Origin of the sequence: Paenibacillus barengoltzii G22 (assembly GCF_000403375.2) — a bacterium.
Lineage (GTDB): Bacteria > Bacillota > Bacilli > Paenibacillales > Paenibacillaceae > Fontibacillus > Fontibacillus barengoltzii.
The window spans coordinates 478,582-503,888 of sequence record NZ_KE159655.1; the positions used below are offsets into that span (position 1 = coordinate 478,582).

Annotated in this window: 19 protein-coding genes and 1 pseudogene; 8 read left to right on the forward strand and 12 right to left on the reverse strand. The window is 53.9% G+C overall.

The genetic code is table 11. From position 1 onward, the window contains the following. The first annotated feature begins 74 nt into the window (after nucleotides 1–74). Nucleotides 75–2,315 (forward strand): bifunctional 2',3'-cyclic-nucleotide 2'-phosphodiesterase/3'-nucleotidase, encoded by a 2,241-nt coding sequence (locus tag C812_RS19945; RefSeq protein WP_016314454.1) that lies wholly within the window; start codon nucleotides 75–77, stop codon nucleotides 2,313–2,315. An 89-nt stretch (nucleotides 2,316–2,404) separates the two neighbouring features. Here the strand turns inward: C812_RS19945 and C812_RS19950 are convergent, their stop codons facing one another. The 4 genes from C812_RS19950 to C812_RS22435 form a co-directional block, all read right to left on the reverse strand. Then, on the reverse strand, nucleotides 2,405–2,896 hold the full coding sequence (locus C812_RS19950) for a pyridoxamine 5'-phosphate oxidase family protein (RefSeq protein WP_016314455.1): 492 nt from the start codon (nucleotides 2,894–2,896) through the stop codon (nucleotides 2,405–2,407). A 356-nt stretch (nucleotides 2,897–3,252) separates the two neighbouring features. Further along, nucleotides 3,253–4,206, reverse strand: coding sequence for an SMI1/KNR4 family protein (locus tag C812_RS19955; protein WP_016314456.1), 954 nt, complete (start codon nucleotides 4,204–4,206; stop codon nucleotides 3,253–3,255). A 97-nt stretch (nucleotides 4,207–4,303) separates the two neighbouring features. After that, entirely contained in the window at nucleotides 4,304–5,227 is a 924-nt protein-coding gene (locus C812_RS19960; protein WP_016314457.1) for a PadR family transcriptional regulator, read from the reverse strand. A 365-nt stretch (nucleotides 5,228–5,592) separates the two neighbouring features. Continuing rightward, a complete protein-coding gene (locus tag C812_RS22435; RefSeq protein WP_016314458.1) occupies nucleotides 5,593–5,763 on the reverse strand; it encodes a hypothetical protein in 171 nt (56 codons plus the stop codon). Nucleotides 5,764–5,801: 38 nt separating this feature from the next. On the opposite strand from C812_RS22435, the gene C812_RS19965 reads away from it, so the two are divergent. Together C812_RS19965 and C812_RS19970 are read left to right on the forward strand one after the other, a co-directional pair. Further along, complete coding sequence (locus tag C812_RS19965) at nucleotides 5,802–6,431, forward strand: TetR/AcrR family transcriptional regulator (RefSeq protein ID WP_016314459.1); 630 nt, start codon at nucleotides 5,802–5,804, stop codon at nucleotides 6,429–6,431. Nucleotides 6,432–6,727: 296 nt separating this feature from the next. Continuing rightward, entirely contained in the window at nucleotides 6,728–7,372 is a 645-nt protein-coding gene (locus C812_RS19970) for a peroxiredoxin-like family protein (protein ID WP_016314460.1), read from the forward strand. On the opposite strand, the gene C812_RS19975 is transcribed toward C812_RS19970, so the two are convergent. Further along, nucleotides 7,373–9,265 (reverse strand): heavy metal translocating P-type ATPase, encoded by a 1,893-nt coding sequence (locus C812_RS19975; protein ID WP_016314461.1) that lies wholly within the window; start codon nucleotides 9,263–9,265, stop codon nucleotides 7,373–7,375. It abuts the gene before it with no gap. Beyond that, nucleotides 9,249–9,488: a heavy-metal-associated domain-containing protein gene (locus tag C812_RS19980; protein WP_016314462.1), complete on the reverse strand. Its 240-nt coding sequence runs from the start codon at nucleotides 9,486–9,488 to the stop codon at nucleotides 9,249–9,251. Before C812_RS19980 ends, C812_RS19975 begins: the two co-directional genes overlap by 17 nt. Before the next feature lie 1,308 nt (nucleotides 9,489–10,796). Here C812_RS19980 and C812_RS19985 point away from each other — a divergent pair. From C812_RS19985 to C812_RS19995, 3 genes are all read left to right on the forward strand, one after another. After that, nucleotides 10,797–12,050, forward strand: coding sequence for a saccharopine dehydrogenase family protein (locus tag C812_RS19985; protein ID WP_016314463.1), 1,254 nt, complete (start codon nucleotides 10,797–10,799; stop codon nucleotides 12,048–12,050). A 1-nt stretch (nucleotide 12,051) separates the two neighbouring features. Further along, complete coding sequence (nspC, locus tag C812_RS19990; RefSeq protein ID WP_016314464.1) at nucleotides 12,052–13,179, forward strand: carboxynorspermidine decarboxylase; 1,128 nt, start codon at nucleotides 12,052–12,054, stop codon at nucleotides 13,177–13,179. 304 nt (nucleotides 13,180–13,483) lie between these two features. Further along, nucleotides 13,484–17,470 (forward strand): carbohydrate-binding protein, encoded by a 3,987-nt coding sequence (locus C812_RS19995; RefSeq protein ID WP_036626030.1) that lies wholly within the window; start codon nucleotides 13,484–13,486, stop codon nucleotides 17,468–17,470. Nucleotides 17,471–17,584: 114 nt separating this feature from the next. Here C812_RS19995 and C812_RS20000 read toward each other — a convergent pair whose 3' ends face one another. The 6 genes from C812_RS20000 to C812_RS20025 form a co-directional block, all read right to left on the reverse strand. Next, nucleotides 17,585–18,256, reverse strand: coding sequence for a GNAT family N-acetyltransferase (locus C812_RS20000; protein WP_016314466.1), 672 nt, complete (start codon nucleotides 18,254–18,256; stop codon nucleotides 17,585–17,587). A 16-nt stretch (nucleotides 18,257–18,272) separates the two neighbouring features. Further along, entirely contained in the window at nucleotides 18,273–18,953 is a 681-nt protein-coding gene (locus C812_RS20005) for a GNAT family N-acetyltransferase (RefSeq protein WP_028538442.1), read from the reverse strand. A 37-nt stretch (nucleotides 18,954–18,990) separates the two neighbouring features. Beyond that, entirely contained in the window at nucleotides 18,991–19,848 is an 858-nt protein-coding gene (locus tag C812_RS20010) for a carbon-nitrogen hydrolase family protein (RefSeq protein WP_016314468.1), read from the reverse strand. A gap of 91 nt (nucleotides 19,849–19,939) precedes the next feature. Further along, nucleotides 19,940–20,626 (reverse strand): DNA/RNA nuclease SfsA, encoded by a 687-nt coding sequence (sfsA, locus tag C812_RS20015; RefSeq protein WP_016314469.1) that lies wholly within the window; start codon nucleotides 20,624–20,626, stop codon nucleotides 19,940–19,942. Nucleotides 20,627–20,648: 22 nt separating this feature from the next. Next, nucleotides 20,649–22,250 (reverse strand): gamma-glutamyltransferase family protein, encoded by a 1,602-nt coding sequence (locus C812_RS20020; protein ID WP_016314470.1) that lies wholly within the window; start codon nucleotides 22,248–22,250, stop codon nucleotides 20,649–20,651. 180 nt (nucleotides 22,251–22,430) lie between these two features. Then, the gene (locus C812_RS20025; protein ID WP_167669346.1) at nucleotides 22,431–23,489 is read right to left on the reverse strand and encodes an S-layer homology domain-containing protein; all 1,059 of its coding nucleotides are present in this window, start codon (nucleotides 23,487–23,489) and stop codon (nucleotides 22,431–22,433) included. A 40-nt stretch (nucleotides 23,490–23,529) separates the two neighbouring features. On the opposite strand from C812_RS20025, the pseudogene C812_RS22655 reads away from it, so the two are divergent. Beyond that, a pseudogene (locus tag C812_RS22655) lies at nucleotides 23,530–23,766 on the forward strand (TetR-like C-terminal domain-containing protein); the annotation flags it as partial. A gap of 143 nt (nucleotides 23,767–23,909) precedes the next feature. After that, nucleotides 23,910–25,241 carry an NCS2 family permease gene (locus C812_RS20030; protein WP_425270105.1) on the forward strand — a complete coding sequence of 444 codons (1,332 nt, stop codon included), beginning with the start codon at nucleotides 23,910–23,912 and terminating at the stop codon, nucleotides 25,239–25,241. Nucleotides 25,242–25,307 lie beyond the last annotated feature (66 nt).

Sequence of the window (25,307 nt, forward strand, 5' to 3'; positions counted from 1 at the left end):
ATTTAAACGATGTTGTCGGCACATGATTTCACCCGACATGTCAGGAAGTACCCAAATTCGAAGGAGGAGTGAACTTGTTCAAATCCCGCAGTCCTAAATTGATCCTTGCATCCTTGCTTGCGGCCAGCCTGGCAGCCCTGCCGTTCACGGCGTCCGCAGCAGACACGAGCAGTGCAGCAACCGTCGAGCTCCGCATTATGGAGACGACCGACTTGCATGTGAACATCGTGAACTATGACTATTTTACAGACAAGCCTACCGACGAGTACGGCTTGGCCAAGACCGCCACGCTGATCAAGCAAGCGCGTGCGGAAGCGAAGAACAGCTTGCTGATCGACAACGGTGACTTGATTCAAGGGAATCCGCTGGGCGATTATGTCGCGACAGTGGATAAGCTGCAAGAAGGCGAGACCCATCCGGTCTACAAAGCGATGAACTTGCTTGGTTATGACGTCGGCAACTTCGGCAACCATGAGTTCAACTACGGTCTGGATTTCTTGAAGACGGCGGTGGCCGGATCGGACTTCCCTTACGTCAACGCCAACATTTACTTGGATGATCAAGATCAAGACCCTTCGAACGACAAAAACGCCTTCACTCCATACATCATCCTCGACAAAGAGGTGACTGACAGCACCGGAGCGAAGCACACGCTGAAGGTGGGCGTGATCGGCTTCGTGCCGCCGCAAATTCTGTCTTGGGACAAGGCGAATCTGGAAGGGAAAGTCATCGCAAAGGATATCGTAGAAACTGCGAAGAAATTCGTACCTGAGATGAAAAAAGCAGGCGCTGACCTCATCATCGCGGTACCGCACTCCGGCTTCGAGGACATTCCACAAACCCCGCTGATGGAGAACTCCGTCCTCTACCTGAGCAAGGTGGAAGGCATCGATGCGATCCTGTTCGGCCACGCGCATAAAGTGTTCCCGGACGCATCCTTCGAAGGCAAAACCGGCGTCGACCTGGCCAAGGGGACGATCAACGGTGTTCCTGCCGTAGAGCCGGGTTATTGGGGCAACAATTTGGGGATCATCGACCTGACACTGGAGAAATCCGGTGAGTCATGGACAGTAAAAGACTCCAAAGTCGATGTGAAGCCGATTTACGATACGGAGAATAAGAAAGCGCTGGTCGATGCGGACCAAACGATCTGGGACGCCATCAAAGAGGACCATGAGGCAACCCTGGAGTACATCCGCGGCCCGGTAGGCAAGACAACGGCTCCAATTAACAGCTTCTTCGCCCTGATCCAGGACGATCCCTCGATCCAAATCGTGACCAACGCGCAAAAATGGTACGTCGAGAAGCATCTGCAAGGCACGGAATACGAAGGCTTGCCTGTACTGTCGGCTGGCGCTCCATTCAAGGCCGGCGGACGCCAAGGCGCGAACTACTACACGGATATTCCTGCTGGGGATATCGCAATCAAGAACGTAGCTGACTTGTACCTGTACTCGAACACGGTGAACGCGGTGCTGGTCACCGGCGCTGAGATTAAAGAATGGCTCGAATGGTCCGCCGGACAGTTTAACCAAATCGATCCGAACAAATCGGAAGAGCAAGAATTGGTGAACTACGATTTCCCTACGTACAACTTTGACGTGATCGACGGGGTAACGTATCAAATCGATGTAACGCAACCGGCGAAATACGATGCCAAGGGCACCCTGGTTAATGAGAAAGCCAGCCGGATCGTGAACCTGTCCTATAACGGCAAGCCAATCGATCCAGAGCAAAAATTCGTTGTTGCCAGCAACAACTATCGCGCGTCGTCCAGCAAGTTTGCGAACCCGGACGGCAAGCGCATCATCCTGGCTTCGCCGGATGAGAACCGCCAAGTCATCATCGACTACATCCGTGAAAACGGCACGATCAACCCAACGGCAGACGGCAACTGGTCGCTTGCTCCGTTCGGTAACGCCAACGTGACGTTCGAGACTTCGCCTGCTGCCAAGGAAGCTGCTGCGAAGGCCGATAACCTGGAGTTTGTCGCTGATTCCGAAGGCGGCTACGCCAAGTTCAAACTGAGCTCGGCCGCTGAGTCGGTGAACCCGGCTCCGGAACCAACGCCAACGCCGGAACCAACACCAGAACCGGCTCCTGCCCCGGCACCGGCTCCTACGCCGAAGCCTGAGCCAGCCCCTGCGCCTTCAGCAGAGAAGGACATTGTCCACATCGTGAAGAAGGGCGACACGTTGTACCACATTGCCCTGGAGCATGGCACAACATGGCAAGCTCTGGCCAAGTACAACGAACTGAAGAACCCGCACTTGATCCGGATCGGACAGAAGATTTTGATTCCGGTGAAGAAATAAGAACAACGGGATAAACCCAAATGCCAAAGCCGCCTCCTGCAGGTCGTTATCGACCCGCCGCGAGGCGGCTTTTATTGATCGGTTCACACCTAAAATTTCACCGTCTTGTTCAGCTCCGCTTCGGTTTCTTTTCCCGTAAGCTGGGAGAACATGCGCTTGATCACTTTGACAAGATTGCCGGTCTCCCAATATTCCGCCGCTTCAGCCTTCACTTTGATCAGGACCAGATTCGGATCATCGCTGGTCGTATGCAGGAACTTGGCATACGCAGCGTTCCAAAACTGCTTAATCTTCTCCCGGTCATTGACCACCTCCGCTGTCCCGCGTACCGAAACGTAGGAGTCCCCAACGTAGGACACGTTCACGTGAGGGTGATCCTTCAGCTGGCTGTATTTGTCCGTCTCTTCCTTCGTGAGAAACCACAGGTCCCCGTCAAATTCAACCTCCTGGGTTTTCATCGGACGCGACACCAACCCTTCCTTCGTCACCGTGGTCAGCATTGCGATCTCGATGCCTTTGATCAATTTCCGCACCGTCTCCACAGCTTCTTGGTGCGCCGTCTGGTGATTTGCCACTGTCATGTCTGTTCACTCCGTTTGGGTTGTTTTTTCTTACCTGTTGTTAGATTGAACAGAACTTCTAAAAATAACCGCAAATCACCGATCCCCCCTCCCGAGCTAACGGACCTTAATGACGCTATTTATCCATTTCCCGAGAATTTCCCGTTGTAACGGACTTCAGGTGCCTTATTAGGCTCTTAGAAGCATCATTTGGGTTGATCTTTGGCAAATAACGCCCCGTGAGTCCGTTAGAATGGCCTAACGTCCCTGCAAGCGCAATTAACGTCTCAGGTGTCCGTTAGCTCAGTCCCGTGCCCCAGCCAAAAAAAATAATCCCGACAACCTCGTTGTCAGGATTACATACATGTGTGACTTACTTATTCTTGCGTCGTTCCCCCCGTCAATCCCCGTACGAACGCCTCGAAGTTCGGCGCAAGAGGGATGACCTTCTTGCTGGCCTTCTCCACGTACACCACTTCCGGCTCGCCGACGTTGGTGGATTCCCGATAATCGAGCATCACGACCCCGGTGTCAGACGGCGTATCGCACAGGACGACACCGAACTCAGGATACCCTTCCCGCTCGATCGTAGCGCGGCTGCCGGCCGCTCCGCACAGAGAGTGCGGTTTTTCCCGTCCGATGCCCATGATTCCCAGAATCTCGATGGTCTCGCCCGTTTGGCTCCGGAAGTAACGGTTACGGGGGATACCGCCATTATGCACTTTCATCAGGTTCACGTAAAAAGCCGGCAACCGGAACACCAGCGACTCCTCCACTGACTCGACCAGCGCATCTGTAGGCGGCGCCGAGACGTACTTCTCTGCCGCAGGATTGTCATCGTCCCAGAAGCCTTCCGCATCAAAATCCCCTTCAAAAACAACCGGTTCCGCTGCGATCTTCTCACCTTCCGAACCCGCAGCTTCCGCCGCCTCAGACGCAGACGACGCTGGTGCAGCTTCCTCGTCCCCTGCATCGCCTGCAGCGGTCTTTTCCTCGATCCAGCTCAGGAACTCCAACGTATCCTCGTCTCCCGGCTCCAACCGATCTGCCGTCTCAAACGCAGTCCGCGCTTCGTCATACCGCTCCAAATAGTAATACGCCAAGCCGATTCGATAATGCCACAGCGGGTCATCCTTCCCTTCATCGGCAATCTTCAGGAATTGCTCAATCGCCTCATCATACCGCTCCAGATTGTTCAGCGCACGCCCCAGATGGCTGATCAGCTCATAATCTCTTTCTTCCTCCGGTATGTCTGTGACTGCTTCAACGATCTTTTCATATTCATCCTCTTCATGCCACGTCTGCAACTGTTCCAATAGCTCTTCTCTCATTGATTGGCCTCCCAAGCGCATTGTCCATAAGAAAATTATACCATCCCCGGGACATGCATCACCAGCGAAGCCCGTCGGCGTTGAAATCCTGCCCTCCTTAACTTTCCGCTAACCACTTCTCCGCCTCAGCTTGGCTGGCAAACACCCGAAGTGTATTCCCTCGCTTGGATTCCGCAAGCAGTTCCTTCATCCGACCTTTAATCAGGCTCCCATCCGTAACCACAAGGGCCGTACGAAGCGAGAAGTTCACGAATTTCTGCAGAATTTCTCCGGCCAATCCCGTTCTCAAGTTGAAAAAATCCGCAGACAGCGCCTCAGCATAAACAATAAGCCGTCCAGCGTTGTGCTCAATGCACGCTTCGATCAGTTGAATCGCGTCCTGACCAGTGGCGATTGGCGGTTCGGCGGACGTGACAACGACGATCGTTTGGTTATTGTTCTCCACTACATGATATTTCATAGGTTTCTCCCCTTTCTGATCCTTCGAATGAATCCCCAAGTCCTCGCGAAGTTGGCGGATCCAGTCCAGCTCACTCCGGTATTGCTCCAGAACTCGGCCATGGATTTGATCCCAGAGATAGGCTTCCCGAGAGGTACGGCGCGGCGAAAACTCCCCCCGGCGGAGCTTCTCCTCCTCTGCGGCAAGCTGTAAATATAATTCGTGCTCATACCCCGTAAGGAGGGCGTCCAGTTCGTCTTCCCCCAACGCATCCGCCCAGGCGAGGCGCACGAGGAAGGTGTTTTTGAACTCCGGCAGCTCCGGCGGTGACAGTACCCAAGCTTTCAACGCTTCCCGCCCGGCTTCGGTAATCGTATAGATCTTCTTCGATGGAGCACTGTCTTGATGCTGGACCTCATTCGTCACCCAGCCCTCCTCCAGCAGCTCGACTAACGCCTTGTAGATCTGATTGTTATTGCCCGACCAAGGCATAAAAGGCGAATCCTGAATGATCTTCTTCAAATCGTAACCGGTTAGCGACCGGGCGCTCAGCATCCCTAAAATCGCGTAATTGATCGACATATGAACCACCTCTGTTTATCTTAACCTATGTTAATAGTAACATATGTTTTTTTAATGTGCAATAGTCTAGGGTACAGCTTAGGGTCAAATAAAACGGAGAAAGCCAGAAACTAGGGCAGGTGAGGGGATGAAGGGGACTCCGGTGACTAGCGGAGCTAAGGAGTGCGAATGAGCTAAGGGACTGGAGAGCCGTTATTGGAGCGGAATAGTTTGGTTCCTAGCACCTAACGGACTCCACAGCCCTTATTTAGGGGGTTCGGTCGAATTCTTGCCCGTACCCGCTTATAAAGGCATTCCGGTCCGTTAGAACGGGAAATCGCCGGGAAATCAGATAATAAGGGCCATACGGTCCGTTAGCTGAAAACTCAAAAAAAGCACCAGGCTGCCAATAAGACAACCTGGTGCTTCGGCCGGAGCGTCGCCTCCCAGTCCGGCAAGCTGGCCCAAGCGTCCAGCGGGACGCGGGCCACGAAGTCGTAGCCCTGCCCCTGGCCGCGCGGGTGTACAATGACCGCTCCCATTTCGGGGACATTCATTTCTGGATGGTTAACTCCATTCTTGTTATACTAAGACTATGAAAACCACGACAACTACAACCCAATCGGAACCAAAGCTTACGAAGAAGGGGAGAGAAACGCGCAGCCGCATCATTGCGGCCGCCGCTAAACTGATGTTCGAACGCGGAGTCGCGGGAACGAGCGTAGAGGATGTGCAGAAGGAGGCCAAGGTCAGCTCCTCGCAGCTTTATCACTACTTCAAGGAGAAGCGAGACCTGGTGCTCGCCGTCATCCTGTACCAGAGCGAGCAGGTGTTAGGTTCACAAGAACCGTTGCTTAGCCATCTGGACAGCATGGAGGCGCTGCAGACCTGGCGCGACGCCGTCATCCAATCGCAGGTTGAACGGCAGTATCAGGGCGGCTGCCCCATTGGTTCATTGGCCAGCGAACTGGCCGATATGGAACCCGCAGCCCGCGCTGCGCTGGCTACCTGCTTCCTGCAGTGGGAGCAGTCGATTAGCCAAGGGCTTCGTGCGATGCGGGATCGCGGAGAAATGCGCGCCGACGCCGATCCGGACCAACTGGCATTAGCGCTGCTGACGGCGCTGCAAGGCGGCCTGCTCATGACGCAGGTTCGCAAAGATATCAAAGCTCTGGAGGCCGTGCTCGACGCGATGCTGGAGCATATCCGCACCCATTTGGTTTAGACACACCCGAAATAGAAACAGAATAAGGGCACTTTAGAAGGAGGGAAATCCGTAATTTCTTATCACCCCGTAACCGGCGGAAAGCGCTGGTTACGGGGTTTTTTGCGTTTTTCAGAATTGGAGGGCTACCAAGGTCGAAAAAATGGAGTTGACAATCCAAAAAATTTAAAATACAATGAGGTCGGTCAGAAATGGAGTGTTCACTCCAGAAAAATAGCGGAAATCCCATCAACCCTTCGCCAATCGTACGCTATAAATATGGGCCGCCGTAATCAACGAAAATGAGGTGTATAGAGATGACGTTCAAACAAGAATTGGAACAAATGAGACAAGAGTATGTCGCAAATTCCCCAGCGGATGTGTATAACGAAATCAACCGCTTGATTACTGAACAGCAGCAAGCAGGCCAGGCATTTGGCCTGGAGGTGGGCCAGAAGGCGAAGGATTTCACCTTGAATAACACGCTGGGGCAACCCGTGAATCTTTATGACGAATTGGCCAAGGGTCCGGTGGTGCTGACCTTCTATCGTGGCGGCTGGTGCCCGTTCTGCAATATGCAGCTGCGTTCGTACCAGAAGGTACTGCCGCAAATCGAGTCGATCGGCGGCCAATTGATCGCTGTCAGCCCGCAAAGCCCAGACAACACATTGACGCAAAAAGAGAAGGAAGAGCTCGAATTTCAGGTGTTGAGCGATACGAACGGATTAGTCGCCGCAGCTTACAATATTCTGTACGACGTACCGGATTATATTAAGGACATTTTCCTGAACAAATTCAACTTGGATCTGGCAGAATACAATGCCACCAATCGCTGGATTCTGCCGATTACGTCCACGTTTATGATCGACGAGTCGGGTATCATCCGCTCCGCCTATGTGGAACCGGATTACATGAAACGTCCTGATCCAGAGGATATCCTGGAGCGGTTGAGACATCTGTAATTATCGTCTTAGATCCGCGATCCGAAGCATGTCCCGGTCGATACTGGAACCCCACCCGCGCCGTGTCAGGCGAAGGGCATTCAAAATCACCAAAATCACGCTGAACTCATGAATAAACATCCCCGAGGCTAAATAAATCCGCCTCGTTAATACCCCCGCCAGCAGCAGAACCACGACCACGATGGCAAAGAATACGTTTTGCTTCATATTGCGAACCGTGCGCTTCGCCAGCTGGCGGGCATATACGAGCTTATCCAGCCGGTCCGCCATAATGACCGCATCCGCAGTTTCTATCGCAATGTCCGTCCCCGTGCCTCCCATGGCCAGCCCAATGTCCGCGGCGGCGATCGCCGGCGCGTCGTTGACGCCGTCGCCAAGCATCGCCACACGGTAGCCCTGCCGCTTCCACTCCTGAATCAACGCCATCTTATCTGCTGGAAGCAGCCCGGCGTGCACCTGATCCACCCCCAGCTGATCCGCAACCTTACTAGCCACATGTCGATTGTCGCCAGTCAGCATCACCACCCGCTTCACGCCTTGCCGCTTGAGCCCTTGGATCGCTTCCTTCGCTTCGGCACGAATCGGGTCTGTGATGGCGATAACGCCAATCAACATGCGGTTAACCGCGGCAAATACCACCGTACCCCCGCGCTTCTCTTGACGTTCTGCCTCGTCCCATACCTCCTTGCTTATGGACACGCCTTGCTGCTCCAACCACTCCCGCTTCCCGACCCGAACCGTCTGTCCACGAACCTCACCGCAAATCCCGCTTCCTTTGTGTACCTCCACCTGCTTCGGTCGATCCGCCGGCTCTACCTTCCGAGCCTTTGCCGCATTTACAATCGCTTGTCCAAGCGGGTGCTCCGAGGCCGCTTCCACTGCAGCCGTCAGCTCCAACAGCTCGCGTTCCTGCACGCCGCCGTAGGTGTGTACCGCAACCACGGAAGGGTTCCCCTCCGTTAATGTCCCAGTCTTATCGAACGCAACTACCTCCGCCCGGGCCAGGTTCTCCAGCACCTCCCCGCCTTTGATCAGCAAGCCGTTTGCGGCGCCGTTTCCCAATCCGGCAACCATTGAGACCGGCGCGGCAATCACCAAAGCCCCCGGGCAAGCGATCACCAGAAACGTCAGCGCGAGCTCGGGATTCCGAGAGACGAGGAACACCAGTACCGCCAACAGCAGCATCCCCGGCGTATAGTAGGAAGCGAACTTGTCCAAAAACCTTTGCATCTTCGCCTTAGATTCCTGGGCTTCTTCCACCAGCTCAATAATTTTGGCAAAGGTCGTGTCCTCCCCGACCTGCTCGGCAATGACTTCCAGGTAGCCCGTATCCACGGTCGTTCCGCTGAACACCCGGTCACGGACCTGCTTACCGACGGGTACCGGTTCGCCGGTAATCGCCGCTTCGTTAACTAGGGCTTGGCCGGAAGCAACCTGGCCGTCGACCGCGATCTTGCTGCCGGACGGCAGAAGCACCCGATCCCCGCGCACCACTTCGGACGCGAGCACTTTGACCTGAACGCCGTCCCGCAGGACGAGGGCTTCCGCCGGGGCCAGATCGATCAAGGCTTTCAAGGCGGAGCGCGTCTTGCCCAACGTGATCGCCTCAAGGTATGCCCCGAGCCGGAATAAGAAGGCCACCGCGGCAGCCTCAACGTATTCGCCGAGGATAACCGCCCCGATCATCGCGATCGTCACCAATAGCTCGATGCTGAAGACGCGCATGCGGAGCGATCGAAAGGCTCGGACAGCGATCGACCAACCGGATAGGGCCGAGGCCAGCAGCAGTGCGACGCTTCGAACCACCTCCCATCCCAGGAGGTGAAACAACCCCGCCAAGGCCAGTAGCAGCCCCGACGCCAACAGCGCCGCCGCTTTACGAGGCTTGGCCATCGCCATGCCCTCCCCCCGCCAGCACCGGATACCCCAGCTTCGCCAGCATGCTCTGCAGCGGCTCCTCCTGCACCAGGTTCTCATCGAACCGGACCTTCACTTGGCTAGAGTGGAATAACACTTTAACTTCCTGTACCCCCGGTTGTTTCAACAGCGCGCTTTCGATTTTCTTGATGCAGCTTGGGCAGGTTAACTCTTCTACGTTCCATTTAACGGTGATCATTGGACATATCCCCTTTCGGTTATCGATGGCTTCATCGTAACTCGGGTTCCAGGGGCTTTCCTTGATTCACGTCAATTTAAAGATATCCTAGAGTTAAGAAGCTCTGGGCCAGCCGCGGTGGAGCGGCGGATTGTTCAGGGTGCCGTGCTGGCCCTCGCGATAACGTAATCAGGATGCTGCCACTTGCAACGGTTATCTTCGCGATACCGCTCACGCACGATTGATCCAGGATAACGCCTTTTGCGACGGTTTGAACGTAATGCCAGCCTTTGCGACAGATTGAACGTGATACCAGCTCTTGCGGTGGATTGAACGCGATACCACTTCCTGCGACAGATTGATCGCCGAATGCTGCCTCTTTGCGACCTATTGATCGTGGTGCCACCTCTCGTAAGTCTAACGCTTGTGACAAACGCTATTGCCGCCAAAATGGCCGATTTCCAAATCTAACGCTTGCCACACACTCTATTTACTCCATTTTCCGCATTTCACCGCGCTTTTTCCGCAAATAAGCACGCTGACAAGCGTTAGAACGCCAGCCCCCCTGTTTTTCGCCAAATAAGACGCCTGGTAAGCGTTAGCGACACTTGGAGCAACACTTGGCACTATGAGCAACACTTGGCACTAGGAGCAACACTCGAAGCGACACTCAACGGATTTCGAAGCGACACTCGGAACAAATCTCGGAACGACACTCAAAGCAAAACTCCAATCGAGACTCCAATCGAAACTGCGAAACGAAACTCAAACCGTAAACAAGTCCCTCGCTTACCAAAAAAATATTTTAAATTTACTATTGCCCTCCGAATCAGTTCCTGCTAATATTAAGGAGCATGATTTTTGGAAAGGTTGTATTCAATATATCGCGAGTCTTTCCAAGCAGATAATTTTTTGACCACTTTCTTCGGAAAGTTAAGGCCATACGGACAGCCGGGTCAAATGCCGATTGGCAACTTAGTTGCCTTATTGATTGAGTTAAAAGCTCAAATTTTATAAGTTGGTTACTTTACAACCAGTGCATAATGCACATCAACTTGTGAAACGGTCAATAAGAGTGGTAAAGGCGAATTATTTGCTAAATAGACTCTGATCAAACATGATATATTGAATATTAAGAATTCCGGAGCGTGCGTTCGTGCGAAGTCATTTCGTGCGGCGATGAAGACGGGCGTTCGTCCGTTGTGATGGAGCATTTCTTAATATTGACTATATCAGAAGCAAGTGATGCGCAGGTTATGCGTTCAATCACTTGCTTTTTTTACGTTTCACAGCACTTGTCAAATTTTAAAGAAGGTAGGAGATGGACAAATGGGAAAAGCATTAATCATCGGCTGCGGCGGCGTGGCTTCCGTAGCGATCCACAAATGCGTGCAAAACAGCGAGGTATTTGAAGAAATCTGCATCGCCAGCCGCACCAAGTCGAAATGCGATGCGCTGAAAGCGAAGCTGGACGGCGGCAAAACCAAAATCACGACAGCTCAAGTGGACGCCAACAATGTCGACGAGCTGATCGCATTGATCAACGAAGTGAAACCAGACATCGTGATGAACCTGGCTCTGCCGTATCAAGATTTGACGATCATGGAAGCCTGCTTGGCAACCAAAACGCACTACCTGGATACCGCGAACTATGAGCCGGAAGATACGGCGAAATTCGAATACAAATGGCAATGGGAATACCGCGAGCGCTTTGAGAAAGCCGGCATTACTGCACTGCTGGGCAGCGGCTTTGACCCTGGCGTAACGGGTGTATTCTCCGCCTATGCACTAAAACATCATTTTGACGAAATCGAGTACATCGACATCCTCGACTGCAACGCTGGTGACCACGGCTATCCGTTTGCGACGAACTTCAACCCGGAGATCAACATCCGTGAAGTGTCTGCGAAGGGCAGCTACTGGGAGAACGGCCAATGGGTCGAAACCGAGCCGATGGAAATCAAACGCGTCTACAACTTCCCGGAAATCGGGGAGAAAGATATGTACCTGCTGCACCATGAGGAAATCGAATCCCTGGCCCTGAATATTCCGGGCATCAAACGGATCCGCTTCTTCATGACATTTGGTCAAAGCTACCTGACCCACCTGAAATGCCTCGAAAACGTCGGCATGACTTCCATCGAGCCGATTGAATTCGAAGGCAAGCAAATTGTGCCGCTGCAGTTCCTGAAAGCCGTCCTGCCGGATCCATCTTCGCTCGGACCGCGCACGAAGGGTAAAACGAACATCGGCTGCATTTTCAAAGGGAAAAAAGACGGCACAGAAAAAATGTACTACCTGTACAATGTCTGCGACCACGAAGAATGCTACAAAGAAGTTGGCTCTCAAGCCGTAGCTTACACGACGGGTGTTCCGGCCATGATCGGTGCGATGATGATCCTCAACGGCACTTGGAACAAACCGGGCGTCTACAACATCGAAGAGTTCGATCCAGATCCATTCATGGATGCACTGAACAAGTGGGGCCTGCCTTGGAAAGAAAGCTTCAATCCGGTACCGGTAGATGCCTATCCGGAAGAGGAAGTCGCCGAAGAGCGCAAAGAAACGGAGTACGTTAGATAATATGCGCTTCGAGGAACTGCCAACACCTTGTTACGTGGTCGATGAGAAACTTTTGGAGCAAAACCTGAAGATCCTGGCCGGAATTATGGAGCGGACGGGGGCCAAAATTATTTTGGCGCAAAAAGCATTTTCGATGTACACGACCTACCCGCTGATCGGCAAATATTTGAGCGGCACGGCGGCCAGCGGCTTGTATGAAGCGCGGCTTGGCCACGAGGCAATGGGCAAGGAGAATCACGTCTTTGCCCCGGCCTACCGAGAGGATCAAATCGACGAAATCATCGAGCTGTGCGATCATGTGATCTTCAACTCGTTCTCCCAAGTGGAGAAATATCGCGATCGGGTGCTGGCGGCTGGCAAAAAAGTCGGTCTGCGCATCAATCCGGAATGTTCAACCCAAGTGGGCCACGATATCTATAACCCTTGCGCATATGGCTCGCGGTTTGGCGTAACGATTGAGAATTTCCGTCCGGAGCTGTTGGATGGCATTTCTGGCTTTCATTTTCATACCTTGTGCCAGCAGAATTCGGACGACTTGGCCACGACGTTGGACGCGGTGGAAGAGAAGTTTGGTCCATGGCTGTCGCAAATGGAATGGATCAATTTCGGCGGCGGCCATCACATCACGCGCGAGGATTACGATATTCCGCTGCTGGAAGCGTGCATTCGGCGGATGCAGGACAAATACGGCTTAGAAGTATATCTGGAACCAGGTGAAGCGGTGGCGCTGAACGCCGGTTACCTGATCACGACGGTGCTGGATACGATGAAAAATGGCTTGGATATCGCCATCGTGGACGCCTCGGCTTCCTGCCATATGCCGGACGTGCTGGAGATGCCGTACCGTCCGCCGCTGTTTGGCTCGGGCGAACCTGGCGAGAAGCCGTATACGTATCGGCTGGGCGGACCAACCTGCCTGTCCGGGGATAATATCGGCGACTACTCGTTTGATGAGCCGCTGAAGCCGGGCGACCGCCTGGTGTTTGGCGATATGGCCATCTATTCGATGGTGAAGAACACCACTTTCAACGGTATGCCGTTGCCGGCGCTCGTCCTGCAGCATAAGGACGGCGATTGCGAAATTTTACATCAGTTTGGTTATGAAGATTTCAAAATGCGGTTGGCGTAAAGCACCTCAATCGCTTAAGCGGGGACTGCCCGGTCAATGAAATGACGGGCGGTCTCTTTTTTTGTCCAAAACCATAATCCTGCACACCATTTCCATAGAATTACACCTTTATTTGGAAAGGATTCCTCATTTACGATGGAAGTGCGGGACTTATACCGATCCTTGGGAAGAGGGGGGAATACGCCTTTTTGTGATATCGCTTACATTGGTATATTAAACAGAATTAGTTAACCATGCAGCGAGGCTCACCACGACAACTCTGCCAGATGTAAGAAAGGGAGAAATCTTCAAATCTGAAAGGAGAATGCATGACGTGAACAGCCAAAGACGCATTATCGCATGGATATGTATCGTCGCGATGTTCGCCACAACCTTCTTTACTTCAATGGGGTGGTCCGCACCGGTTCAGGCGGCAGGAGGGGCGAATCTGGCTGCAGGCAAGCCAACGACGGAATCCGGGCATGCCGATGTTTATCACGCCTCCAACGTCACGGATGGCAATGCCAGTACGTATTGGGAAAGCACTAATCACGCTTTACCCGGGTGGGTGCAGATCGACCTCGGCAATACAGTAGAAATTGATCAAGTCATCTTAAAGCTGCCTTCCAGTTGGGAAAGTCGGACGCAAACCTTATCCGTACAAGGCAGCACCAACGGGGCGAGCTTCACCGATCTGAAAGCCTCCGCCAGCTACACGTTTGACCCGGCTTCGGGAAATACGGTGACGATCAACTTTGCAGCTGCCAGCGTTCGTTACGTGCGGATTCACATTACGGCCAATACCGTCTGGCCGGCGGGCCAACTCTCCGAAGTGGAGGTCTACGGCGCTTCGCCAGCCGCACCTTCCGCGATTCCGGGCAAGATTGAGGCGGAAAATTACTCTGCGATGTACGGCATTCAGACGGAACCCACCACGGATACAGGCGGCGGGCTGAACGTCGGCTGGATTCATGTCGGGGATTGGATGGACTATAATGTCAACGTCGTTAGTTCGGGCACCTATACCGTCGAATACCGGGTTGCCAGCAATGCAAGTACAGGCGAAATCCAGTTGAAATCCGGCGCAACCACGCTGGCTACAACGACCGTACCCAACACCGGGGGATGGCAAAACTGGCAGACCGTAACGGCCACCGTAACGCTCAATGCCGGAACGCAAACCCTTCGCGTCTATGCCAGCGGATATGATTTTAATATCAACTGGATCCAATTTACGCAGGGAAGCTCCGCTGATACGCAGCCGCCAACGGCGCCGAGCAACCTGGCCTTCACCCAGCCAACCTCTGGCACAATCAAGCTGACCTGGAACGCCGCCACGGATAACGTAGGCGTAACCGGGTACGACATTTACGCCAACGGTCAGCTTCGCGGCAGTGTCAGCGGAACCACGCTGACTTACACCGACTCGCAGCCAGCAAGTACTACCGTCTCCTACTATGTCGTCGCCAAGGATGCAGCCGGCAACGTTTCGCCGCCAAGCAATACTGTGACGCGAAACGGAACCGGCGGAGAGGCCGGAACCAACCTCGCCATCGGCAAGACGATTACCGCATCCTCCTCGACGTATATTTATGTGGCCGACAATGCCAACGATAACGATGTCTCGACCTATTGGGAGGGCAACGGTCATCCGAGCACACTCACCGTGGACCTGGGGGCCAATGCCAACATCACGTCGATTGTCCTGAAACTGAACCCTTCCAGCGAATGGGCAACACGAACGCAAACGATTCAAGTGCTGGGGCATGACCAAAATTCCACCACCTTTACGAACCTGGTCTCCGCCGCTTCCTATACCTTTAATCCGGCAACCCAGAACACCGTCACCATTCCGGTCAGCGCCACCGTGAGCCAAGTGCAGCTGCGGTTTACCGCCAATTCCGGAGCCCCCGGCGGGCAGGTCGCGGAGTTCCAGATCTTTGGCACACCGGCACCCAATCCGGATCTGACCATATCCAACCTGTCCTGGTCGCCGACGACACCGGATGAGTCCCAATCCGTTACGCTGACGGCTGCGGTTCGCAATGCAGGAACTGTTGCATCCGGCGCTACGAATGTGAACTTCTACCTTGGCAGCACTCTGGTAGGTACAGCTCCCGTAGGTGCGCTTGCCCCTGGAGCTACGACGAACGTCTCCGCAACAATGGGCGCCAAAGACGCCGGTTCGTACGTCGTGATTGCCAAGGTGGATGAGAACAACGCGGTCCTTGAAACCAATGAAGCCAACAACACCTACACCCATCCCACGCCGCTGACAATTCACCAGGTACAAAGCTCTGATCTGATCGCGACGCCAGCCTGGACGCCTTCGAATCCGAGCGCAGGTACGACTGTCACCTTTACCGTGAACCTGAAAAACCAAGGCACCATCGCATCCGCCGGCGGCGCGCACCCCATCACCTTAGAACTGAAGAACGGCTCGGGAACAACCGTACGCACGCTAAACGGTTCGTATAGCGGGACGCTGGCTCCGGGAGCATCCGTCAATGTGACGATGGGAACATGGACTGCATTGGACGGCAGCTACACGGTAACAACAACGGTAGCAGACGATGCTAACGAGGTCGCTGTGAAGCGGGATAACAACAGCAGCACCGTCAGCTTATATTCCGGTCGCGGCGCGAACATGCCGTTTACTGTGTTGGAGGCCGAAGCTCCTTCGAACAGCACCAATGGAACGCGGCTGGCGCCAAACTTTACGCCGGGTGATTTTGCCGGTGAAGCCTCTGGACGTTCAGCCGTTTATCTGGATGCTACCGGCGAATACGTGGAATTTACGCTGACTCAGCCGGCCAATGCGTTCGTGCTCCGCAGCGCCGTAGCCGAGAATACCACCGGTACGATCAGCATCTATGCGAACGGTGTGGATCAAGGCAATTTTACCGTGTCCTCCAAATTCGCTTACGTGTATGCCACACCTTCCACGCTTGGAGAGTTAGGGTACAATAACTCCGGCTCCAAGGCTTACTGGCTGTACGAAGACTCCCAGCTCTTGCTGGACCAAGTCTATCCGGCTGGAACGAAGATTCGAATCCAGAAGGATGCGGGGGACGTTCCTTGGATTTACGTGGATATGATCGAGACGGAGAACGTAGCGCCGCCAGCCTCCAATCCGGATCCTAGCAAATATGTTGAAGTGTCGAGTACGAAATCGATTGAGCAGGCGCTGAACGAGTTCCGTCAGGATCCGTCCAAGCAAGGGATTTTCATTCCGGCTGGAGAGTGGACGATCTCATCGAAGATTTTCCTGTATGGTCGGGCAACGGAAATCATTGGCGCCGGTCCTTGGCATACCAAGCTGATTGCACCGCAAAACCAAACGAACACCGACGTTGGATTTAACATCAGCTCCACCGCTAACGGATCCACCATCAAGGACTTGTCCGCCTGGGGGAACTATGTCTACCGTCAGGACGGCCCCGGCAAATTCATTGACGGGAACGGCATGCAGAACGTGACGATTGAGAACATTTGGGCGGAGCATTTCGTGTGCCTGTACTGGGGCGTGAACTCTTCCTACAATACCTTCAAGAATAATCGGATCAAAAATATGTTCGCCGACGGCATCAACATGACCAACGGCTCTTCCTACAACGTGATTGACAACAACTATGCCCGCGGTACGGGGGACGACGCCTTCGCCTTGTTTAGTGCGATTGACGCCGGCGGCTCGTACAATGTGGGGAACAAGTACACAAACCTCACCGCCGTCAACGTACGCCGGGCTGCCGCCTTCGCCGTCTACGGCGGTCAGAACAACCTGTTTCAGAACCTGTACGGCGCAGATACGCTCACGTATCCTGGCGTGACCATCAGCAGCTTAAGCTTCGGCTATAATACGCTGGGCTTCGGAGATCAGGATACGGTGATCGACGGTGTTACGCTGGATCGCACTGGCGGTGATTTCTGGACCAGTGTCGGGGCGGACGACAAAATTAACGATTATCAAAACTTCGGGGCAATCTGGTTCTTCGGCGGTGACCGGGACTTCAAGAACATCCTGGTGAAAAATGTGGACATTAATAACCCGGTATACTTCGGCTTGATGTTCCAATCCAAATCGCCGGAGAATCTGCCCATGCAGAACGTACGGCTGGAGAACATCACGATTAACAACCCAACCCGCTACGGCATTAAGCTGGTCGTGAGAGCCGAACAAGGTCAAGGACCTGTGGTTGGCGAAGCTCGTTTCACCAATGTTACGGTCAACAATCCGGGAATCACGGCCATCTATGGCGAGAATCAAACGCCGAATTTCAATGTGATCCGGGTTTCGGGAAATAACTGGTGATTCCATAAAGGCACACAAAAGGCGGTACCTGTCCAATGACGGGTACCGCCTCTGTTGCTGAAGCAACGGGATAACAATGAAAGTGTGGATCAGAAGATGGATTCCCTTCCTGAATTAAATCGGCAGCAGCTTCATGCGATCCTTCGCTTTCAGGCCTTCCACCATGTCGTACCACGCTTGCGGCTTGTTCGGCAACACCGTGTAATACCGCTCCAGGAATTGCACGATCAAAGCCGTTTCCAGGCTGTCCTCGTTGCCGTCCATCGGCAGGAAGCAGAGGTCGAGCCCGCTGACCGCTTCTCCGTCATTGTTCCAGGACGGATGCACGTACGGGAAGTCCAGGCGCATATATCCGAGATGGGACAAGACTTCGCGGCGTACATAAGGATCCATCGGCTTCACGCCGCCGAATTCGTGATGCTCCACCCGGTAAGGATCGTAGATTTCCGCGAACATACCGCGCAGCTTCTTGCCGTTCGCTTCGGCTAATGCGTGTAAATCGCGCAACCGATGATCTGCCAGGAACCGCCCGATACCCAGCCCAGCTTGGCCGATAATCGTGAAGTCGGTCATCGCCACGTTGAAGTCCTCATAATAGCGATACTCCGTCGCCCCAACGACCTGACCTTCGTGCACCGCCACAAAGACGCGAATGCCGGGGTCTTCCAGCGGCTCTTTCCATAAATCGAATTCCAGCACTTCTTCTGGCGGGAACACGTTTTGCATCAGCTGATGCATCGATTTGAATAAAGGATCCTGAATATTCGTAATTCGGATGTATTCCATAAAGGTACATTGCCTCCTATTTAAAATTGCGCTGGAGAAACGGGTTTCTCCATTCCATCAATGCGGCGTAATTCCGTGACTCCTCATCTTCCAGATAATCACGCACGACCGTGACCGGCGTACGGCCGCAACGCAGCAGGAAGGTGATCACCGGATCCTTCAGCTCACCGCTCACAACGGCATTGAGATACTGCTCCGCCGTCATTTCCTCTGCATACTTGTGATAGCCCGGCATTCTGCCGCCGCCCAGCAATCGCTCAAGGCCTTGCTGCACCACCAACTCGTACATGGACAGCATTAACCACTTGCCTAGGCCCCATTTCCGATAAGCCGGACGAACACTGATATCTACAACGTACAGAGTATTTCCATCAGGCCGGTGGTTGCGGATGTACCCTTCATCGGTGATATCCGCCCAGGCGTGCTCCGGCTTGCCGGGGTCAAAATCGACCTTGAGCCCGGTCATCGAGCCTACCAGCTCCCCGTTGACTTCCACGCATAACGCGCCTTCAGGAAACAACCGCACATGGTTGCGGAGCTGCTCCTCGTTCCACCATAATTCCGAAGGAAAAGGAGGCGGGAAGCTCTCCTGCTGAATGCGGATCAACCCCGGAAAATCCTTCTCTTCGTAGTTCCGAATGACCGCCGGCACCGGCCGGCCTTGATCATTAAACACGTACCATTCTTTCCGATACATCATGTCTCTCCTCCATGGACAACCTGTGTGGCTTGGTTTAGTTCCAATCGGTGTACAGATCGGTCCGACGATCTCGCCAAGTGGTCACCGAGCCTTTCTCCCGAACCTGATAAAGCAGCTCCAAATCGAGATCGGCGGTTACGATCATATCGTCGTTGATCTCGCCTTCCACCAGAATGCCGCGCGGTGGGAACGGAACGTCGTTTGGCGTGATGACTGCCGCCTGCCCGAAGTTGCCCCGCATGAAGTCCACCGTTGGCAGCGATCCGACCGTCCCCGTAGTGACGATGTATACCTGGTTCTCAACTGCTCGCGCATGGCAGCAGTAGCGTACCCGGTGGAAGCCGTGGCGATCGTCCGTACAGGATGGACAGAAAATCACGTCCGCCCCCTTCGCCTTCGCCATCCGGACGATCTCCGGAAACTCGATGTCATAGCAAGTCAACATGGCGATTTTACCCTTGTCGGTTTCGAACACTTCCAGACCGTCGCCCGGCGTCATGTTCCATTCCGTCACCTCGGTCGGCGTAATGTGCAGCTTGGCTTGCTCCGCAATTCGCCCATCGGGATAGAACAGATGCGCGACGTTGTACAGCCGGTCGCCTTTGCGCAGCACATGCGTCCCGCCGATGATATGCATGCCGGTCTGACGAGCCAATCCGCTAAACAGCTTACGGTATTGCTCTGTGAAATCCGGCAGCTCCTGGATGGTCAATGCTCTCCCCTCCGGTGTTCCAATCGACATCAGCTGCGTAGTGAAAAACTCAGGGAACAGCACGAAATCCGCGCTGAATTCCTCCGCGGTTTTGATATAGTGTTCGGCCTGCCGGGCGAACTCGTCAAAGCTGCCAATCGTATGCAAATGATATTGGACAGCGGATACTCTTAATTTCATGGGACTCCCCTCTCTTGTCTTACTCCATCTTCGTAAATTTCATCATAAAGTCAGCCAGAATGCAATTCCGCCGCCCTGCTGCGAACCCCGCTCATAGATGAACCGGGAGGCCGGCTCCCAATACAATCTCTTGTTCTGTCACTATGGATTCATATGCCAGAAGCCGCACCCCTTGCCGGGAAGCTTCCTCCAAAGCGTTCGCAAAAGCCGGATCCATGTCCCGGTAAGGAGTAAATTCGCGGCATCCCTTCATTTGGATGACGAACAGCACCGTCCCCGTGTATCCTTCTTGAACCGCCTTAGCCAACTCCATAACATGTTTGGTTCCCCGCGTCGTTGGGGCATCCGGGAACATGGCGATCCCATCCTGCTGGAGCGTCACGCCTTTGACCTCGATGAACCCTCGTTCCTCGCCTTTTTCATAGTAGAGATCAAACCGAGAATCCCCATAGGTGACTTCCCGCTTCACGCGGCTGACCGTTCCGATCTCCGCGATCCACCCCGCCTTCAGCGCCTCGAACGCCACCGGATTTGGCGCTTGCGAATCAACGTTCACCCAGGCTCCATCCTTGGCCGCTGCAATCAAGGAATATTTCGTCTTCCGCTCAGGCCGGTCTGACACCTCCAGCAGCACCTCGGTATCCGTTCGCAGAAGCTCTTTCAGCCGACCGGTATTTTTCACATGCACCTGTTCTAAAACGCCGTCCACCATCACCTCAGCGATAAACCGGTTCACCCGACGCTGAAGCCGTCCGTGGACGATGTTCCCATACTTCATCCTTCTTCACTTCCCTTAAGCGTTACCAAGCCGCGATCATGCCGTCCGTTCGGGATTCCGTCCCGCCAGCCAACACGCCGGTTTGCGGATCCCGCCAAATGATTTGGCCGCGTCCGAAGGCTCCTCCGTCCGGCATCACTTCGATATCATGCCCTTTTTGCCGTAGCGCCTCGATGAGTTCACCTGGAAACTCCGGTTCCACCTGTACCTTCTTGCCGCCAACCCACTGCCACCGCGGAACATCCAGGGCCGCTTGAGGATTCAACCGGTAATCCACCGTATTCATGATTACCTGCATATGGCCTTGGGGCTGCATATATCCGCCCATGACGCCAAACGGGCCCACCGCCTCTCCATCCTTGGTCAGAAACCCGGGGATGATCGTGTGATACGTTCGTTTCCCCGGCTTCACGAAGTTCGGATGCCGTTCATCCAGCGAAAAGTCGGCCCCGCGGTTTTGCAGGCTGATTCCCGTTCCCGGGATCACGACACCTGAGCCAAAGCCCATATAGTTGCTTTGTATATAGGAGACCATATAGCCTTCTTCGTCAGCCGCAGCTAAATAGACGGTCCCGCCCCGCGGCAGATCGATGGGCTTCGGATCCAGCGCGATGTCACAGATCTCTTGAGCTCGTAACGAGGCGTATTCCCTGGACAGCAGATATTCCGTCGTAACCGGCATGTCCGCCGGCTCCGTGATCCAGGCCTGGCCATCCGTAAACGCGAGCTTCAGCGCCTCAATCTGACGGTGCACGGTCTCCGCGTTAAGCCACTCGGGCTGCTCCAGCTGCTCGTAGATGTTTAAGGCCAACAGCGCAACCATCCCCTGCCCGTTGGGCGGAATCTCCCAAACATCATATCCCCGGTAATTCGCCGAAATCGGCTCAACCCACTCCGGCCGGTAGGCAGACAAATCAGCTTTTCTTAAAAAGCCGCCATGCTCCAACATCAAGTCCTCGATCCGCTGGGCCAGCTCCCCTTCGTAAAAATCCCGCGCTCCGCTGGCCGCAATCCGGCGCAAGCTCTCCGCATGACCCTTCGAGCTCCACACTTCCCCGATCTCGGGAGCCCGGCCTTGCGGAGCAAAGGTGTCGAACCAGGCTTCGAACTCGGGTCCCTCCTGTTTACGGTAAGACTGATAAGCCCGAGCCCAATATTTTCCTAAGATCGGTGTCAGAGGATACCCCTCCTCGGCATATCGAATCGCGGGCTTCAAGCTCTCCGTCAGCGGACGTCTGCCGAACTTCTCGGCCAGCTCCGCCCAAGCCGCAGGGACTCCGGGAACCGTAATCGGCACCAGCCCCAGCTTCGACATTTGCTCATGCCCCCGCTGTTTCACGGCCTCCGCCGTCAGTAAGGCAGGTGCCGGCCCGGACGCGTTCAAGCCGTGGAGCTTCCCCTTCGTCCAGACAAGAGCAAACGCATCCCCGCCGATCCCGTTGGAGGTCGGCTCAACGACCGTCAGCGCTGCCGCGGCCGCAATCGCCGCATCAATGGCGTTCCCCCCTTGCTGCAGAATTTCAAGCCCGGCCTGTGCTGCCAGCGGCTGGGACGTCGCCACCATTCCTTTTTTTGCAAAAACGGTATAACGCTTGGATGCAAACGGGTGATGCAGATAATCCATTGACCTCACTCCTTTGCTTAGGGTTCATGAAGAAGCGTCTAGGTGCAATGCAGCTTATCTCATGCTGGTATAATAACATAGACCTTTTCGCAGGAGTAGAATGGCACAAAAAAGACCCCCATAGCCTAAACACGTTGCTCAAAGCGTCTAGTCTATGGGGATCAGTCTATCTAGAGCCCATCAATCGATCATGCCAAGAGTTTGTAGCATTCTCACGAACACGGTGGCAGCCTGGGCACGTGTCGTTTCACCCTTCGGACTAAAAGTATCCTCGCTTGTGCCGGTCATGATGTTCAGCTTAACCATCAGACGAACGTCCTCCAAGAAGGCTGCGTTCACACTCGCCAGATCCTTGTATTCATTCAGAGTCACATTTTCCTTTGTTATTGGCAGCTGCTCAAGGGAAATCCCTGCAGCTAACATGCTCGCCATCTCCTCACGCGTAAGCGGCTGATCTGGTTTGAATTGAGTCCCGCTCACAAAGTCCAGCAGTCCAAGCTCCTTGGCTTTAACGACTTCATCGAAATACCATGCACCTTGTTTGAGATCGTCATAGGGAGCTGTATTACCAGTAGAAATGTCGCGTCCAAGCGCCCGGACCAACATGGCGGTAAACTCCGCCCTTGTTACGGATCTGTTAGGGTCGTACAGTCCACCGCCCACTCCTTCAACAAGCCCTTTAGCTGCAGCAAGCTGGATATACGGTTTACCCCAATGATTTTTCACATCGGTGAAGCTTACTGGATTTTGCGCTGCAATAAATACGCCGTTGAAATAAGAATGAATCGACGCATTCCACACATCGTCAGCTTTTACCGCTCGAGCGGGGACAAAATCAAACTTCTCCGTCGTTTCGTTATAGCGGAACACCCCCCATTGCTCCGACATGCCAGTGATGTTCTTCGGTATCGGAATTATCCGGGGAAGCGCCTTGCTGAACGAATCTGCCGTACCGACAACTTCTCTCGTCTTGGTGTTGATGATATCCGTGCGCAAATCTACGATCGCGCCCAGGACTTGGCCTTCTGGCACACCGCTTGCAAACGCCGCCAGGATGTCCTTGTCGTCAGATTTGTCGGTCAAGGTGACCTTGAAGCTGATATCCTGTGGTTTTAGATGGTTCGCGGCAAGCAAGTCCGTCAACCCCGGAATCAGCGATGCCAAATCGACCGGCACCTGGTAGCTGGCGTAAGGGGTTTTGAAGTCGATGATAAAAGCAGCGGCACGTTCTACGCTCACTATCAGGACAAATACGACCTGATGGAAAAGTGCGGACGTCCTGATCAATGAAGATGAATGCCTCGTTCCGCCCAAGTATTTTGCTACATATGTAGGATGGACGCACATCGGCGTAATTCAACAATGGCTGGAGAACGGCGGGCAAGAGTCGCCCGAGGAAATGGCGCGCATCCTGACAACGATTCTGGTGCACGGTCCATTGTATGCGGCAGGCTTGAAGAAACTTGCCGCGTCTGAACATCCGTTGCCGAATCTTCCAATAGGGAGCACAAACTAACTCTTGATATAAAAAAGTTCCGTGTAGTTTTGCACTACTTGTTCTCATTCTATGCCAAGGAACAACTTGTAAAGGGCATTCCACTACAAACCGTGGTATAATAGCCTCTGGCATAAACGGTTGGAATGCATATTCCTCGTTTGATGCGGGTGGGAGAGGGATATTTTGAAAGTGTGATTTTTATCATGAAAGGAGTTTTTAAGCTTAAGCAACACCAAACGAACGTGAGAAGAGAGCTCATCGCTGGATTGACCTCGTTCTTCTCGATCGTGTACATCATCGCCGTCAACGCCAACATCCTGAAGGATGCAGGAATTCCGCTGGAGGCCGGGATATTGGCCACCGTGCTGTCTTCGCTTGTCGGCTGTTTGTTGGTCGCGTTCGTAGCGAACGCACCGTTAATTCTCGTCCCCGGCATGGGGATCAACGCTTTATTTACCTATACCATAGTAGGATCGATGGGACTCAGCTACCAAGAAGCTTTGGGCGCAACAGTGCTTGCGGGCATCCTGTTCGTCGTGGTGGCTTTTACCGGTTTGTCCTCCCTGATCTCCAAAGCTATTCCGGCTTCCCTGAAGGAATCGATTTCCGTGGGAATCGGGCTGTTCATTGCCTTCATCGGCTTGCAGAAGAGCGGCATTGTCACCGGTAACCCCAGTCACTTTGTGGCGCTCGGGGACTTGTCCGCACCGCTGGTTCTCGCTTCGATCATCAACCTGATCCTGACGCTGTTCCTGTTCTTGAAGAAGGTTCCGGGGAATTTTCTGATCAGCATTATTTTAGGAACGTTGGTGGCTTGGTTGTTCGGCATCGTTGACCTGGGATCGTTCGCATCCGCATCGCTGTCGTTTCAAAGCTATCGTGACGTCTGGATGAGCGCGGACCTCCGCCATATGGCCAGCATTCCGTTCCTGACGGCGTGCTTCTCACTGGTGCTGGTACTGGTCTTCGAAAATATCGGGCTGGTTCACTCGCAAGTGGATGGCATGCTGAATGCTCCGGAGAAGAATGGGAAATCGCTCAAGGCCGTATCGATCTCCGCAGTGGCTTGCGGTCTCTTGGGCACGAGCCCAACGGTTTCGACGGTCGAGACAGCTGCCGGTATTACCGCAGGCGGAAGAACCGGGTTGACCTCAGTGACGACCGGGTTGTTGTTCCTGGGCGCTCTGTTCTTTATGCCCTTGATCAAAATGATCCCGGACGCTGCCATCGCTCCGATCTTGATCATCATCGGCGGGTTGATGCTGACGAATATCACGAAGATCGATTTCAGCGATTTTTCCGAGGCGTTTCCTGCGTTTCTTGTGATTCTGATGATCCCTTTAACGTATAGCATTGTTGACGGAATTGCTTTTGGCTTTATCGCTTATCCGCTGCTGAAGATGTTCTCGAAGAAGCGGGAACAGCTGTCGATCTCCATGTTCGTCATCTCGTTCCTGTTCCTGGTGAACTTCTTGCTGCAGTCGGTTCTATAAATCAATTTTGCATAAAAAAGTCGATCAGGATATCCTCCTGACCGACTTTTTCTATTTATTGGGATG

Excerpts from the sequence above, each read along its gene's own strand:
- C812_RS20005 (WP_028538442.1), bottom strand. The coding sequence starts at position 18,953 with ATGTATCGGAAAGAATGGTACGTGTTTAATGATCAAGGCCGGCCGGTG.
- C812_RS20020 (WP_016314470.1), bottom strand. The coding sequence starts at position 22,250 with ATGGATTATCTGCATCACCCGTTTGCATCCAAGCGTTATACCGTTTTT.
- C812_RS19965 (WP_016314459.1), top strand. The coding sequence starts at position 5,802 with ATGAAAACCACGACAACTACAACCCAATCGGAACCAAAGCTTACGAAG.
- C812_RS19985 (WP_016314463.1), top strand. The coding sequence starts at position 10,797 with ATGGGAAAAGCATTAATCATCGGCTGCGGCGGCGTGGCTTCCGTAGCG.
- C812_RS19960 (WP_016314457.1), bottom strand. The coding sequence starts at position 5,227 with ATGTCGATCAATTACGCGATTTTAGGGATGCTGAGCGCCCGGTCGCTA.
- C812_RS20000 (WP_016314466.1), bottom strand. The coding sequence starts at position 18,256 with ATGGAATACATCCGAATTACGAATATTCAGGATCCTTTATTCAAATCG.
- C812_RS22435 (WP_016314458.1), bottom strand. The coding sequence starts at position 5,763 with ATGAATGTCCCCGAAATGGGAGCGGTCATTGTACACCCGCGCGGCCAG.
- C812_RS19950 (WP_016314455.1), bottom strand. The coding sequence starts at position 2,896 with ATGACAGTGGCAAATCACCAGACGGCGCACCAAGAAGCTGTGGAGACG.
- sfsA (WP_016314469.1), bottom strand. The coding sequence starts at position 20,626 with ATGAAGTATGGGAACATCGTCCACGGACGGCTTCAGCGTCGGGTGAAC.
- C812_RS19995 (WP_036626030.1), top strand. The coding sequence starts at position 13,484 with ATGCATGACGTGAACAGCCAAAGACGCATTATCGCATGGATATGTATC.
- C812_RS19975 (WP_016314461.1), bottom strand. The coding sequence starts at position 9,265 with ATGGCCAAGCCTCGTAAAGCGGCGGCGCTGTTGGCGTCGGGGCTGCTA.
- C812_RS20010 (WP_016314468.1), bottom strand. The coding sequence starts at position 19,848 with ATGAAATTAAGAGTATCCGCTGTCCAATATCATTTGCATACGATTGGC.
- C812_RS19970 (WP_016314460.1), top strand. The coding sequence starts at position 6,728 with ATGACGTTCAAACAAGAATTGGAACAAATGAGACAAGAGTATGTCGCA.
- C812_RS19955 (WP_016314456.1), bottom strand. The coding sequence starts at position 4,206 with ATGAGAGAAGAGCTATTGGAACAGTTGCAGACGTGGCATGAAGAGGAT.
- nspC (WP_016314464.1), top strand. The coding sequence starts at position 12,052 with ATGCGCTTCGAGGAACTGCCAACACCTTGTTACGTGGTCGATGAGAAA.
- C812_RS20030 (WP_425270105.1), top strand. The coding sequence starts at position 23,910 with ATGCGGGTGGGAGAGGGATATTTTGAAAGTGTGATTTTTATCATGAAA.
- C812_RS19980 (WP_016314462.1), bottom strand. The coding sequence starts at position 9,488 with ATGATCACCGTTAAATGGAACGTAGAAGAGTTAACCTGCCCAAGCTGC.